10 protein-coding genes are annotated in these 13,905 nt (G+C 42.5%); 9 read left to right on the forward strand and 1 reads right to left on the reverse strand.

All coding sequences use genetic code 11. From position 1 onward, the window contains the following. The first annotated feature begins 44 nt into the window (after positions 1–44). The 4 genes from ICV01_RS07760 to ICV01_RS07775 all read left to right on the forward strand — a co-directional run bounded on the left by ICV01_RS07760 (position 45) and on the right by ICV01_RS07775 (position 7,770). Positions 45–4,118, forward strand: coding sequence for a YhdP family protein (locus ICV01_RS07760; protein WP_215287191.1), 4,074 nt, complete (start codon positions 45–47; stop codon positions 4,116–4,118). Positions 4,119–4,127: 9 nt separating this feature from the next. Beyond that, the gene (locus ICV01_RS07765; protein WP_215287192.1) at positions 4,128–4,952 is read left to right on the forward strand and encodes a carbon-nitrogen hydrolase family protein; all 825 of its coding nucleotides are present in this window, start codon (positions 4,128–4,130) and stop codon (positions 4,950–4,952) included. Positions 4,953–4,960: 8 nt separating this feature from the next. Beyond that, positions 4,961–6,442 carry a metalloprotease TldD gene (gene tldD / locus ICV01_RS07770; protein WP_215287193.1) on the forward strand — a complete coding sequence of 494 codons (1,482 nt, stop codon included), beginning with the start codon at positions 4,961–4,963 and terminating at the stop codon, positions 6,440–6,442. A 203-nt stretch (positions 6,443–6,645) separates the two neighbouring features. Continuing rightward, entirely contained in the window at positions 6,646–7,770 is a 1,125-nt protein-coding gene (locus ICV01_RS07775; protein WP_215287194.1) for a 3-deoxy-7-phosphoheptulonate synthase, read from the forward strand. Between the two features lie 87 nt (positions 7,771–7,857). Here ICV01_RS07775 and ICV01_RS07780 read toward each other — a convergent pair whose 3' ends face one another. Next, positions 7,858–8,424: a cob(I)yrinic acid a,c-diamide adenosyltransferase gene (locus tag ICV01_RS07780; RefSeq protein ID WP_215287195.1), complete on the reverse strand. Its 567-nt coding sequence runs from the start codon at positions 8,422–8,424 to the stop codon at positions 7,858–7,860. Between the two features lie 57 nt (positions 8,425–8,481). Between ICV01_RS07780 and ICV01_RS07785 the strand changes: the two genes are divergently transcribed. The 5 genes from ICV01_RS07785 to proC are packed head-to-tail and all read left to right on the forward strand — an operon-like array spanning position 8,482 to position 13,904. Further along, positions 8,482–9,975, forward strand: coding sequence for an FAD-linked oxidase C-terminal domain-containing protein (locus ICV01_RS07785; RefSeq protein WP_215287196.1), 1,494 nt, complete (start codon positions 8,482–8,484; stop codon positions 9,973–9,975). Continuing rightward, the gene (glcE, locus tag ICV01_RS07790) at positions 9,975–11,072 is read left to right on the forward strand and encodes a glycolate oxidase subunit GlcE (protein WP_215287197.1); all 1,098 of its coding nucleotides are present in this window, start codon (positions 9,975–9,977) and stop codon (positions 11,070–11,072) included. Before ICV01_RS07785 ends, glcE begins: the two co-directional genes overlap by 1 nt. A gap of 1 nt (position 11,073) precedes the next feature. Then, the gene (gene glcF / locus ICV01_RS07795) at positions 11,074–12,342 is read left to right on the forward strand and encodes a glycolate oxidase subunit GlcF (protein WP_215287198.1); all 1,269 of its coding nucleotides are present in this window, start codon (positions 11,074–11,076) and stop codon (positions 12,340–12,342) included. 3 nt (positions 12,343–12,345) lie between these two features. Beyond that, complete coding sequence (locus ICV01_RS07800) at positions 12,346–13,059, forward strand: YggS family pyridoxal phosphate-dependent enzyme (protein WP_215287200.1); 714 nt, start codon at positions 12,346–12,348, stop codon at positions 13,057–13,059. Continuing rightward, positions 13,056–13,904, forward strand: coding sequence for a pyrroline-5-carboxylate reductase (gene proC, locus ICV01_RS07805; protein WP_215287202.1), 849 nt, complete (start codon positions 13,056–13,058; stop codon positions 13,902–13,904). Before ICV01_RS07800 ends, proC begins: the two co-directional genes overlap by 4 nt. Position 13,905 lies beyond the last annotated feature (1 nt).

Here is a 13,905-nt window from a genome sequence, read left to right on the forward strand (position 1 = left end):
TGTTATAGCTATCAATACCTGCTTGGCTATCGCATAATTACAAAATGTCTTGGTCACAAATTTCCACCGCCATTAACACCCTGCTTCAGCTTAAAGAAAAAGCAGAACAATGGCCCTCTTGGAAAAAGAAGCTAAAGTGGCTGACCGTCCTATTTTTCAGCATTTTTCTAATAACCCATCTAACGGTTAGATTCATCATTTGGCCTAAAGTTGAAGAAAATAAGACCTACTTTGAGCAGGCCTTAAGTAAAAACATTGGTGCTCAGGTAAAAATTGGCGAAATTAAGACGAATTGGTCTGTGCTATGGCCAGCATTTAGCATCAAACAAATCTCCATTGTTGATAAACAACATCCACAACAAGAGCTATTAAATATTCCCGAAGTTACTGGAAGATTGTCATGGGAAAGTATTTGGCATTTAAAACCTTTCTTTCACAACCTAAAATTTGATAACGCTCGTATTGAAATAAAAAGAGGGCAAGACGGAAATTGGGATATTGCTGGCATTAAATTATCAAAAGATTCAGCAGGCTTTACGTTCGGCAATTGGCTTTTTGACCAAGATAACGTCAATATCACTAACGCCAAAATTATATGGCTTGATCAATTCAAGCAAACAACTTCCCACACCATCACCGTTAATAGCCTGCAACTCAATAACTCTTGGTTTAGTCATGAAATTCAATTAGCTATCGATAGCCCTTGGCATGAAAAAACCGCCAATATTCAAGCAAAATTTAGGCATGGATTTTTAAGTGATACCGGGAATTGGGAAAATTGGAGCGGTAAATTAGCATGGGACATCCAAGGGATTGATCTAAAAAAAGTAAATCAAATCTTTGATACTTCAATCAAAATTATTGATGGCCAAATCACCGTGACAGGTGATGCCTATTTAAATAATGGCATCCTTGATGGTGGCCAAACTATCTTACAAGGCCATAATCTTCATTTTGATTGGGAGCGCTTTAATAAACCACTCAAAATTGAATTTATTGAAAGTCGCCTAGAGCAAAATACACAAGGCAGCACTATGACATTAAGCGCGCCGCTCCTGAAATGGCGCGTCAATAATCAATCATCCCTACAAGAATTAAATGATTTAAGTCTTTATTGGAAAATTGCTCCGAATATTGAATCCGTAAAAAGTGTTGGCATTAAAGCCGCACACATCGATATTGAATTATTTGAACAATTAGCAAAACAATTTCCATTACCCAAAGATTTAAATGACTTCATCAAACAATACCAAGCTGCAGGTGAGTTGCAAGATCTAGATGCCAACTGGAACGCTGATACTTTTAAATTACCTTTCAATTTAGAAATTCCTGGATTCCATCAGTCACACTACAAGCTATCCCTTAAATTCAACCGTTTATTCCTAACACCTTATAAAGCTAATGAATTAGCTGTTGCTAACTTAAAGGGCGAGTTAACTGCGTCTGAACTAGGTGGAGAAGTTAAATTAGATAGCAATGCCTCAGTCATCACGCTGCCCAAAATGCTAGAGAATGATCTTCTAGAATTAAATCAAGCCAAAGGCTCAATTAAGTGGCAAAAAACTAATGGCGCTTGGTCTTATGAGTTAAGCAATATACATCTTGATAACTCTGATGCATCCGTAGACTTTGATGCTGCTTACAGCCCTCAACACGGAGCAAGCTCTGAAAAAATAAAAGTCAAAGGCAATATCAAAAGGGCCAAAGTGGCTGGCATTACGCGCTACTTCCCCATCGCCATGTCACCAGACGCAAGAAAATATATTAGGCAATCATTACTAGATGGCCAAATTAATGATGGCTCTATTCATATTGAAGGCGATCCCGAGAAAATTCCATTCAATACGAAACATCCAGGAATTTTTAACTTGGAACTCCCTATTGAAAACGCCAATTATTTGCCCGCGAAAGAAATATCTAAGACAGGCGGCACATGGTCAGCATTTTCTCGCGTTAAAGGTGTCGTTATATTTAAAGGACCCCGCCTTGAGCTCGACATCAAAGAAGCAAGCTATGAAAGTGTTCAACTCAAAAAAATAAAGGGGCATGTCGATAATATCGTCAGCAAAAATGCGACACTCATCATCGACGGGCAAGCGGAAGGTCTTGCTAAAGATTTGCTGTACTACTACGCAAGCAGTCCCTCCGGGAAAAAAGTTACTGATAGCTGGGACAAAATCAAGGCCGAGGGTAACGCGCAACTTAACCTTAAGTTAGAAATTCCTTTTGAAGATGTAAGCAATTCAAAAATTCAAGGCGAGATCGAATTAAATAAAAACACCATCAACATCAACAATCAAATTGATGTGAAAGATATAACAGGGCAGATTCTTTTCTCAGAAGAAAAAATCATCGCTAAAAACTTAAAAGCTCAGGCTCTAGGTGGCACCATATCCATCAATGCCCCTGCTCAGTTGCCATGGCATTCTCAAAATGAAATGCGCGTCACTGGAAGTGCAAAAATTGACGCTCTTAGCGAATTACTGAACGACGGCAATAAAGATAGTCTTAATACAAGCCTTTTAAAACAATTTGAGGGGCAATTTAAGTATGACGGCAAACTATCTATTACAAACAATGGTTACAAATTAAACCTAGGGCTGCAATTAAATGAATTGAGCTCACAATTACCAGCGCCACTCAATAAGAAATTAGGCACAGCTATGAGTGGTCAACTCTTAGCTGAGAATATCTCTGTCAATGGAAAAACTGAGCATCTCGCTACACTAAGAATTGAAAAATTACTTGAAGCTAAATTTGCATTTAAAAATAGTTATCCAACCCGGATTAGCTTAGGCATTAACTCACCAGCCACCCTCCCAATGCAAGGCTTCTCATCAACCATTGTTTTAGACAAGCTAGACCTTGAAGCTTGGCAGAATTGGGGCGATAAACATTTGCCAGACTCCCCCACTAGCAATTCCCCAAAATCAGGTGGCATTCAACTAAATACTCTTTCAGCATCCATTGGCTCGGTGAAAGTTGCCAATAAAGAATTAAAGAACATCACGCTATCAGCAACCCATGATCAAGATCTATGGCATGCCAGCATTAACTCATCGCTAGCAGTTGGTTTAGTGCAATGGAAATCACCTCAAGCAGGCCTACCCCAAGGCAAGTTAACGGCAAAACTGCAGAAACTTATTATCGAGAGCGAAGCGTCCGATGAAACCATTACGAAGAGCATTAACCAACGGATTCAAAAAATTCCCGCTTTAGATATTCAATCAGAACTATTAATCATTAATGGCAAACCTTACGGGAAGATGGAGTTGCTAGCTAGTAATGATAAGAATGATTGGAAGATCGAAAAGCTCAACTTAAAAACTCCTGATGCAAAATTAACCGCATATGGCAAATGGATATTGGCTCGTCAAGGGAATCAACCTTCTTCAGGAAGAACAGAGCTAACTTTTGACCTAGATATTGATAACGCAGGCTCACTTCTAAATAACCTTGGCTTTCCTAAAACCATTGAAGATGGCGCCGGAAAACTCGTAGGCACTATTCATTGGCAAGGTGAGCCGTATAAATTTGACATCAAGTCTTTAAAAGGTGACATGTCCTTGGATTTAGCCAAAGGCACCGTTCTACAAGTTGAACCAGGCATCGCAAGACTATTAGGGGTTCTTAGCTTTCAAGGGTTAAGCAGAATTGCCACGTTAGATATTGGGGGCGTATTAAAACCCATCGTAACCCAAGGCACCCCTTTTGACCGGATTACTGCTAAAGGCACCATCAATAATGGCATAGCGCTTATTCAAGATCTAACCATGAAAGGCCCCCAAGGAAATGTGCGCTTAACGGGGCAGGCAAATCTGATCAATGAAACCCAAGATATGCGCGTAACTGTTGTGCCCAATCTAAATGCTGGCTCCGCCTCAGTTGCCTATACCTTCATCAATCCAATTATTGGCTTAAGCACACTGGTTGGGCAATACCTTATTGCCGATGAAGTAAGCAAGTTGTTCCAGATGGACTACCTTGTTCAAGGAACTTGGGCCACGCCGCAAGTGATTGCTTTAGATAGCAAGGGCAAACCTATCAACGAGAGCCAATTAAAAGAAATTAGAGATAAATCTTTGCTGCGCCAACAGCAAAATCCCAATAAGCAATAGAATGAGGGCATGACCTCATCCGCACAGCTATCCGTTGCCAGCATACAAATGGTGTCTTCACCATCTTGGGAAGATAACCTTAGCTCTGCCACACAGCAAATATCTGCTGCTAAATCTGCTGGGGCTAACCTGATCGCCTTACCCGAATATTTCTGCTTAATGGGTCATTCAGATCAAGATAAAGTCAAAATATGCGAACAGTTTGGAGATGGGCCTATACAGGACGCCCTCAAAAATTTAGCCATCAAATACCAGGTCTATTTAGTTGCAGGAACCATCCCACTGGCATCAACTGATAAAAACAAAGTGAGGAACTCAACTTTGGTGTTTAGTCCATCTGGCGAAGTCATTAGTCGTTACGACAAGATTCATTTATTTGGATTTAAGCAAGGTGACGAGAACTATCAAGAATCCAATACGATTGAGCCCGGTACAACACCTACAAGTTTTACGATCACTCACCAAAATACCGAATGGAACATTGGACTATCTATTTGCTATGACATGAGGTTCCCAGAGCTATATAGAGCGATCGGAGTTGTAGATTGCCATGTCATACCAGCAGCATTCACCTACACGACCGGTAAAGCTCATTGGGAAATATTATTACGGGCCCGCGCTATTGAAAATCAGTGTTATGTCTTAGCCAGCGCTCAAGGTGGAAAACACAATAACGGTAGAAGAACTTGGGGGCAAAGCATGTTAGTTAACCCCTGGGGAGAAATCGAATCAGAATTAAAGGATGGTGAAGGCTTCGTCATCGGCCATCTTAAGAAAGAGCTGATTCATGAAATACGTACAAAACTACCCGCCCTACAGCATCGCACTCTTTAATTAGTTTTATGAACTCACACTTAGCCCTAGAAAATTCACTTTCACTTAGTCGAGCGGAGGCACTAAAAATTGCCAAAGATATACTCTTGGCACCCGCGGGCATTACTGAGGAAGACCTTCAAAAGACTTTATCCCACATGCATTTGCATCACTTAGATGATGCGGATTTATATTTTCAAAGAACCTTAAATGAGTCTTGGAGCTTAGAAGAAGGTATTGTCAAATCAGGAAGCTTTGGAATTGATCAAGGTGTTGGGGTAAGAGCTATTAGCCAAGATAAAACTGCTTTTGCTTATTCTGATGAAATTAGCGCCCTTGCTCTTAAGCAAGCAGCGGAAGCAACGCGGGTCATTGGACCTAAAAATCAAAAAGTGCATGTATCCCCTAAATGGGCAACGCCACCAACCCATGCTCTATATCAACCTTATGACCCACTTGCTAGCCTAGACGCCAAAGCCAAAATTGCCTTACTTGAAGACATTGAACGCAAAGCCAAAGCGAAGGACCCAAGAATTGTTCAAGTGATGGCGGGTTTAGCTGGTGAATTCGATATTGTTTTAGTAGCAAGAGCTAATGGCGTTTTGGCTGCAGATATCAGACCACTAGTCAGAGTGTCGATTACCGTTATTGCCGAACAAAATGGTCGGCGTGAAGTAGGCTCCTCTGGCGGCGGTGGTCGTTTTGATTATCACTTTTTCGATGCCGGAAAAATTGACCGCTGGATTGATGAAGCCGTGCATTCAGCCCTAATCAACCTAGAATCTCGACCAGCTCCAGCCGGCCCAATGACAGTTGTTTTAGGGCCAGGTTGGCCTGGCGTATTACTGCACGAAGCTATTGGCCATGGGTTGGAAGGCGACTTTAATAGAAAAGGTTCATCTGCTTTTTCAGGAAGAATCGGGCAAAAAGTTGCGGCTAAAGGCGTCACAGTTGTAGATGACGGCACCATCTCAGGTAGAAGAGGATCTTTATCGGTTGATGATGAAGGTAACCCCACCCAATGCACCACGCTGATTGAAGACGGCATCCTAAAAGGTTATTTACAAGATAGCCTCAATGCCCGCCTCATGAATATGCCCGTGACTGGCAATGCTAGGCGCGAAAGCTACGCCTCTCTCCCTATGCCACGCATGACGAACACTTACATGTTGGGCGGCAAAGAAGATCCTCAGGAAATTATTAGCAGCATCAAAAAAGGGTTGTATGCAGTGAACTTTGGCGGAGGGCAAGTCGACATCACTAGCGGCAAGTTTGTTTTCTCCGCATCTGAGGCCTATTGGGTCGAAAACGGCAAAATTCAATATCCAGTCAAAGGCGCCACCATTATCGGTAGCGGCCCAGAATCGCTAAAAGACATCAGCATGATTGGCAATGATATGGGGCTTGATAGCGGCATTGGCGTTTGCGGAAAAGATGGTCAAAGCGTCCCAGTCGGTGTTGGTCAGCCCACCCTTAGAATTGACAACATGACAGTTGGCGGCACGGGATAATTGGACAAGTAAAAAAACTGTGCTACATTAGCTCTATGCGTGCAATTAATTTTTATTTCTTTTATTTTTGGTTCTCAGGCCACGGCGGTCGAGAGGCAGAAATTCAAGCATAAATTTCTAGCACTCAATCAAACCGCCGAATACCTCGGCGGTTTTTTTATACCTTTAAATTTCATAAAAATAGCGGAATTGGAGTGAACAACATGAGCAAGAAAACTCTAGGCAACATAGATAACTGGTATGCAAGCGTCGATAAAACCTCAGAGACCGACGATGAACGCATTCAGGAAATTACCGTGTTACCACCCCCAGAGCATCTCATTCGCTTCTTTCCAATTCAGGGAACCGCGACTGAAAAACTAATTAATAGCACACGTAAAAAAATACGTAACATCATGCATGGCGACGATGACCGCCTATTAGTGATTATTGGACCATGCTCCATTCATGATCCAAGCGCCGCTATTGAGTACGCTAATCGCCTACTAGAACAACGTCAAAAATACGCTGGCGAACTAGAGATTGTGATGCGCATCTACTTTGAAAAACCAAGAACAACTGTTGGTTGGAAAGGTTTAATTAACGACCCTTACCTAGATGAAAGCTACAAAATTGATCAAGGCTTAAGGATTGCCAGACAGTTACTCATTGAAATCAATCGCATCGGCATGCCTGCCGGCAGTGAGTTTTTGGATGTTATTTCCCCACAATACATTGGCGACCTCATTTCATGGGGAGCTATTGGCGCCCGCACAACCGAAAGTCAAGTTCACCGTGAACTAGCTTCTGGTATTTCAGCGCCAATTGGTTTTAAGAATGGCACAGACGGCAATATCAAAATTGCTACGGATGCGATTCAATCAGCCAACAGACCTCACCACTTCCTATCTGTTCATAAAAATGGTCAGGTGGCGATTGTTGAAACAAAAGGCAATTCAGACTGTCACGTTATTTTGCGCGGCGGCAAAACACCCAACTACGATGCAGAGAGTGTGGCAAAAGCATGTGCCGAACTAGAAGCGTCAAAACTACCCGGCACCTTGATGGTTGATTGCTCACATGCCAACTCAAGCAAACAACATGAACGTCAAATTGAAGTAGCTAAGGATATTGCCAACCAATTAGCCTCTGGTTCAAAACAGGTATTTGGCGTAATGATTGAAAGTCACTTGAATGAAGGTGCCCAAAAGTTCACCCCAGGAAAAGATGATCCTGCCAATCTTAAATACGGCACAAGCATCACAGATGCCTGCATCAACTGGGATGACTCATTAGATGTTTTAGAAATTCTCGCGCAAGGCGTTAAAAAACGTCGCACACAGAAATAAGAACTAAACCTAATAAGCCTCTAAGCTTGAGAACAATAAAAAAGACCCTTAAGGGTCTTTTTTATTGCCTTGGATTAACTTTGTTTTCTATTTAGGCTCTTTTTTATGTTTCCATAAAACGTCTGCGCCACCACCAGACTGATTTAATACTCTAGCTATAACAAATAACAAATCCGACAAACGATTGACATATTGCCTAGGGCTATCATGAATAGCTTCATGTTTACCCAACTTCACAATAGATCTTTCAGCCCGGCGGCAAACAGTTCGACAAACATGCGCTTGCGCAGCTGCTCTTGAGCCACCCGGCAAAATAAATTCTTCCAACTTAGGCAGCGTGGCGTTGTATTTAGCCAACCATCCATCCAATTGAGCCACTTGCTCTTCTTTTAGGAGGGTGTAATTGGGGATACATAACTCACCCCCAAGATCGAATAAGTCATGCTGGACCTGAGAAAATAATTCTCTTAATTCAACAGCAACACTTTCAGGAATATCTTCAGTAATTAGAACCCCAATTTCTGAATTTAGCTCATCCACATCACCCATCGCACAGATGCGTAAATGGTCTTTATCCACGCGACTACCATCACCCAAACCAGTGGTTCCTGTGTCACCCGTACGCGTTGCTATTTGTGTCAATCTTTTGCCCATGACACCGATTATATGGAAATGGCTAGAATATAGTAAAACCACAATAAATAGAGACAAATGGACACAACCTTACCCCCTACTCCTGCCGAAATTTTGGCCAAGCAAAAAGAGCTCGTAGATGCTCTTAGACCTTTACTCCCCCAAGAGTCATTGCTTTGGGAACCAGAGGATACGATTCCTTATGAATGTGACGGCCTAGCCGCTTACAGACAAATGCCTCTAGCAGTTGCCTTGCCTGAGAACCAAGAACAAGCAGTGGCGGTGATTAAGGTGTGTCAAAAACTACAAGTTCCAATTGTTCCGAGAGGATCTGGCACCGGCCTATCTGGTGGAGCAATGCCAATAGCTCAAGGATTAGTACTATCCCTAGCTAAATTAAAGAAAATTATTCATATTGATCCAATTGCTAGAACTGCTGTCGTACAACCTGGCGTTAGAAATTTAGCTATTTCAGAAGCAGTAGCAAAACATGGTCTGTACTACGCACCAGATCCATCATCACAAATCGCCTGCTCTATTGGCGGTAACGTTAGCGAAAACTCTGGCGGCGTTCACTGCCTTAAATATGGCCTAACCTTACATAACATTCTTAAAGTAAAAGCCATTTTGATGAATGGCGAAGTCGTTGAATTTGGGAGCCTAGCCCCTGACGCACCCGGACTGGACTTACTCTCCATCCTAGTGGGTAGCGAAGGCATGCTAGCTGTTATCACGGAAGTAACCGTCAAATTAGTTCCCAAACCTCAATTAGCTCAAGTCATCATGGCTAGTTTTGATGATGTAGAAAAAGGTGGCAATGCTGTTGCAGCGATTATTGCCGCAGGCATCATTCCCGCAGGCTTAGAAATGATGGATAAAGCCGCTACTAGAGCTGTTGAAGAATTTGTTCATGCTGGATACGACATTAATGCGGAAGCCATTCTGCTATGCGAATCCGACGGCACTCCGGAAGAAGTCGCTGAAGAAATCGGGCGCATGACCGATGTACTCAATCAATGTGGCGCCATTAGGATTCAGGTATCTCAAAGCGAAGCTGAGCGCCTTAAATTTTGGAGCGGTCGAAAAAATGCTTTCCCTGCTGCAGGCAGAATCTCTCCTGACTATTACTGCATGGATGGCACGATTCCAAGACAACATATCGCGACTTTATTAAAGCGCATTCAAGATATGGAGAAAAAATACCAATTACGCTGCATGAATGTCTTCCATGCAGGCGATGGCAACATGCATCCATTAATTCTATTTAATGGGTCCGACCAAGATGAATGGCATAGGGCCGAAGAGTTTGGCAGTGATATTTTAGAAACCTGTGTTGAATTAGGTGGCACCATTACCGGTGAACACGGTGTTGGCATTGAAAAGATCAACTCTATGTGCGTTCAATTTGGCGAAGCCGAGAGAAATATGTTTTGGTCGGTAAAGGCCTCTTTCGATCCGGAAAAATTATTAAATCCAGATAAAGCCATTCCAACATTAAATCGATGCGCCGAGTATGGGCGCATGCGCATTACAGGTGGCGCCCTACCTCACCCAGAATTGGAGCGCTTCTAATGAGTCAATCCACCTTAAATCACTTCAAAGATCAAATTCTTGAAGCAAGCGCATCAAAAAATGTTTTACGCATTACTGGCTCTGGGTCAAAAGATTGGTATGGCAATAATTTAAAAGGCACGCCACTTCCAACAAAAGATTACCAAGGGATTATTGATTACCAACCCGATGAATTAGTCATTACAGTTAAAGCAGGCACTTCACTTAAAGAAGTGGAATCTGCTTTATCTGAAAAAAATCAACAATTCGCATTTGAGCCCCCTCGTCTTGATGGCGCAACCATTGGCGGCATGATCTGCTCTGGATTAGCAGGCCCAGGAAGAGCTAGCGTTGGAGGATTAAGAGACTTTGTTCTTGGCGCCAACATCATGGATGGTCAAGGTCAAATCATGAATTTTGGTGGTACCGTCATGAAGAACGTAGCCGGATATGATGTCTCTCGCCTGCTACCAGGGTCCCTTGGAACCTTGGCATTACTTCTTGATGTATCTATTAAAGTCTTACCGAAACCCGCTGCAAGCGCGACACTTCACGTTAGCATCGAACAAGGTAAAGCGATTGCCTTAATTAATCAACTAGCCAGTCAACCATGGCCCATTAATGCGAGCTGCTGGATTGGCGAAGCTGTGGGCACGCTATATTTAAGATTAAGCGGTGCTAAGGCGGCAGTTCAAACAGCCATCACATCATTTAAAAAAGAATATGGCATGCAACTATTAGATGATGAAGCGGCTCACATTTTTTGGGATAGCATTAGAGACCAAAAGCATGACTGGTTCAAAAATAATTCTGAAAAGCCACTCTGGCGTCTAGCCATTCCTTCAACAGCAGCGCCATTAAAACTAGCGGGTGAAACCCTTGTCGAGTGGCATGGTGGACAGCGCTGGTGGAAAGGTGAAATTGCCAGCCAAGAAATCAAGGCCCTCGCTAGATCACTAGATGGCCACGCTAGCATTTTTAAAGCTTCTGCCAAAACAAGTGATATGTTTAGCTCGCTAAAAGATAACCCGTTAACAGCTGCGTTAGCTCCGATTGAAGAGCGCCTCAGAAAATCATTCGATCCTCACGGTGTATTTGCAACAGAAAGACTTATCTAAAATGCAAACAGAACTAGCTCCCCAACTTGCTGGAACACCGGAAGGTCAAACTGCGCAAGCTATTCTCAATAAGTGTGTTCACTGCGGCTTTTGCACAGCGACTTGCCCCACATATCAACTACTTGGCGATGAATTAGATGGCCCAAGAGGTCGCATTTATTTAATCAAACAAATTGCGGAAGGCAAACCTGCCACCGAAAAAACAAGGTTACATTTAGACAGATGCTTAACTTGTAGAAATTGTGAAAGCACTTGCCCAAGTGGGGTTGATTACGGGCACCTCATTGATATAGGGCGCAAATGGGCGGAAGAACAAACTAAACCAAGACCATTTATCGAGCGCACCATAAGAAAAATACTAGCAAGTGGACTAACCAATAAACCATTATTCGATAACGGCATGCGCTTAGGTAGACTGCTTAAACCATTGATGCCCGCCGTTATTAAAAGCAAAATACCCACAGGAAAACATCCTGGCACTCGACCAACCCTTGGTAAAAACAAAACAAAAATGCTCTTGCTCGAAGGTTGCGTTCAACCAGGCATGCTTCCTAATATCAATAACGCCACTATTCGAGTCATGCATCGCTTAGGCGTAGATGTTTTATCCGCATCTAAAGCAGGCTGCTGTGGCGCACTCAAATACCATCTCAATGAACAAACTGCAGGACTTGATGATATGCGTCGAAATATTGATGCGTGGTGGCCTTTTATTACAGGCGAAGCACCTGAATGCCAAGGTCAAAAAGTCGAGGCAATTCTTATGAATGCTTCAGGGTGTGGCGTCACAGTCAAAGAATATGGTCACCTTCTTAAAGATGATCCTCAATATGCTGAGAAAGCAAAAACAGTCTCAACGCTTTGCAAAGATTTAATTGAAGTTATTCCCAATTACAGTAAACAGTTAAAAGGACTACTTGGTTCATTCAATAAAAAACTGGTTTATCACCCTCCCTGCACACTACAACATGGTCAAAAAATTAAAGGTGTCCTAGAGAGTTTTTTAGAAGAACTAGGTATACATACAGAGCTTTGTAAAGATAGCCACCTTTGCTGCGGCTCTGCGGGGACTTATTCAGTACTTCAACCCAAGTTATCAAAAAAATTAAAAGAACAAAAATTAAACAATCTATTAAATGCTGTGGGTGAGAATGGCGCAGAACGAATTGTGTCCGCTAATATTGGTTGCATTACCCATTTGCAAAATAACCAAACTCCTGTTGAGCACTGGATTGAACTCATTGATACCTCATTAGGAAACAATCATTAATTTATGAGTTCCATCCATGAAAACCTGAATGCCGTTAAAGAACAAATCTCAGCAGCAGCGAAGGCTGCTGGGCGCTCACCCAATGAAATTAATTTATTGGCCGTATCCAAGACATTTCCTCCAGAAGATATTAGAGAGGCCCATCAATGGGGACAAAGAATGTTTGGAGAAAATTACGTTCAAGAAGGCGTTCAAAAAATTGGCGACTTAAAAGACTTAAGAGCTGATATTGAATGGCACTTCATTGGCCCAATTCAGAGCAATAAATCTCGGGATGTTGCGGAACATTTTGATTGGGTACACAGCATTGACCGCCTCAAAATTGCACAAAGACTTAATGATCAACGCCCAGATCATTTGCCACCTTTAAACGTTTGCATACAAGTTAATATCAGCGGTGAAGAAAGTAAAAGTGGCATTCAGCCAAGTGAAGTTGTAAATCTATGTTTAGCTATCGCCCATATGCCCAAACTCAAGTTGCGTGGCTTGATGAGTATCCCCGAACCCACAGACAATGAGGCAGAACAAAAAGAATCACACCGTGCTTTATTTACAATTTTTCGCAATTTAAAAGAAAACCCAGAAATTCAGAAATTACCGGTGCAATTAGATACGCTTTCTATGGGCATGTCCTCCGATATGACCGCAGCCATTTCAGAAGGTAGTACGATGGTACGTATTGGCACAGCAATATTTGGCAAAAGAACCTATTTATGACATCTCTTTCAAATTTAAAAATTAGCTTTATCGGCGGCGGCAATATGGCTAGCGCGCTTATTGGCGGCCTCATTAATCAGGGAGCTAAGGCTTCAAATATTTTTGTAGCAGATCCATTTGAAGGCACTCGGGCACGTTTAAAAACAGAATTTAATATTGCCTCAAAAGAAAGTATTTCAGCTTTATCAGAACAAATTAAAACTTCTGATGTTCTGGTTTTAGCCGTTAAACCACAGCAATTTAAAGAAGCTGCCGCAGAACTAAAATCTACTCTTGAAACTTCAGAGAAAAAACCTCTTTGCTTAAGTGTTGCGGCAGGTATTCGCACGCAAGACATGGGTAGATGGTTAAACCATCAACGTCTCATTAGAGCCATGCCTAATACTCCCGCACTCATTGGCCAAGGTATGACTGGCTTATATGCCAGCAAAGACGCTAGCAAGGAAGACCGACTGAATGCGGAAAATATTTGTTTGGCCGTTGGAAAAATCACTTGGGTTGATGACGAAAAGCAAATTGATGACATTACAGCCGTATCAGGTAGTGGCCCAGCTTATGTTTTCGCATTTCTAGAAGCCCTAGAGAGTGCAGGCGTTGCGCAAGGACTAACGCCTGAGCAGGCTCGCTTATTGGCATCTCAAACCGTTATAGGGGCTGCCACCTTAGCGACCCAATCAACAGAAACACCCGCAGTCTTAAGAGAAAGAGTGACCTCTAAAGGTGGCACCACTTACGCTGCGCTACAAGTTCTTGAGAAAAAACAATGGGCTGCCATTTTAGGAGAGGCCATTGCTGCAGCAAGCGCGCGCGGACAAGAAATGGGTGAAGAGTTTGGCAAAGACTAAA

The sequence above is a fragment of the Polynucleobacter sp. MWH-Spelu-300-X4 genome, assembly GCF_018687515.1.
Classification (GTDB): Bacteria; Pseudomonadota; Gammaproteobacteria; order Burkholderiales; family Burkholderiaceae; genus Polynucleobacter.

Bases quoted from the DNA above. Each gene is read 5' to 3' on its own strand.
- ICV01_RS07760 (WP_215287191.1), top strand. From the start codon at position 45: ATGTCTTGGTCACAAATTTCCACCGCCATTAACACCCTGCTTCAGCTT.
- ICV01_RS07765 (WP_215287192.1), top strand. From the start codon at position 4,128: ATGACCTCATCCGCACAGCTATCCGTTGCCAGCATACAAATGGTGTCT.
- tldD (WP_215287193.1), top strand. From the start codon at position 4,961: ATGAACTCACACTTAGCCCTAGAAAATTCACTTTCACTTAGTCGAGCG.
- ICV01_RS07775 (WP_215287194.1), top strand. From the start codon at position 6,646: ATGAGCAAGAAAACTCTAGGCAACATAGATAACTGGTATGCAAGCGTC.
- ICV01_RS07780 (WP_215287195.1), bottom strand. From the start codon at position 8,424: ATGGGCAAAAGATTGACACAAATAGCAACGCGTACGGGTGACACAGGA.
- ICV01_RS07785 (WP_215287196.1), top strand. From the start codon at position 8,482: ATGGACACAACCTTACCCCCTACTCCTGCCGAAATTTTGGCCAAGCAA.
- glcE (WP_215287197.1), top strand. From the start codon at position 9,975: ATGAGTCAATCCACCTTAAATCACTTCAAAGATCAAATTCTTGAAGCA.
- glcF (WP_215287198.1), top strand. From the start codon at position 11,074: ATGCAAACAGAACTAGCTCCCCAACTTGCTGGAACACCGGAAGGTCAA.
- ICV01_RS07800 (WP_215287200.1), top strand. From the start codon at position 12,346: ATGAGTTCCATCCATGAAAACCTGAATGCCGTTAAAGAACAAATCTCA.
- proC (WP_215287202.1), top strand. From the start codon at position 13,056: ATGACATCTCTTTCAAATTTAAAAATTAGCTTTATCGGCGGCGGCAAT.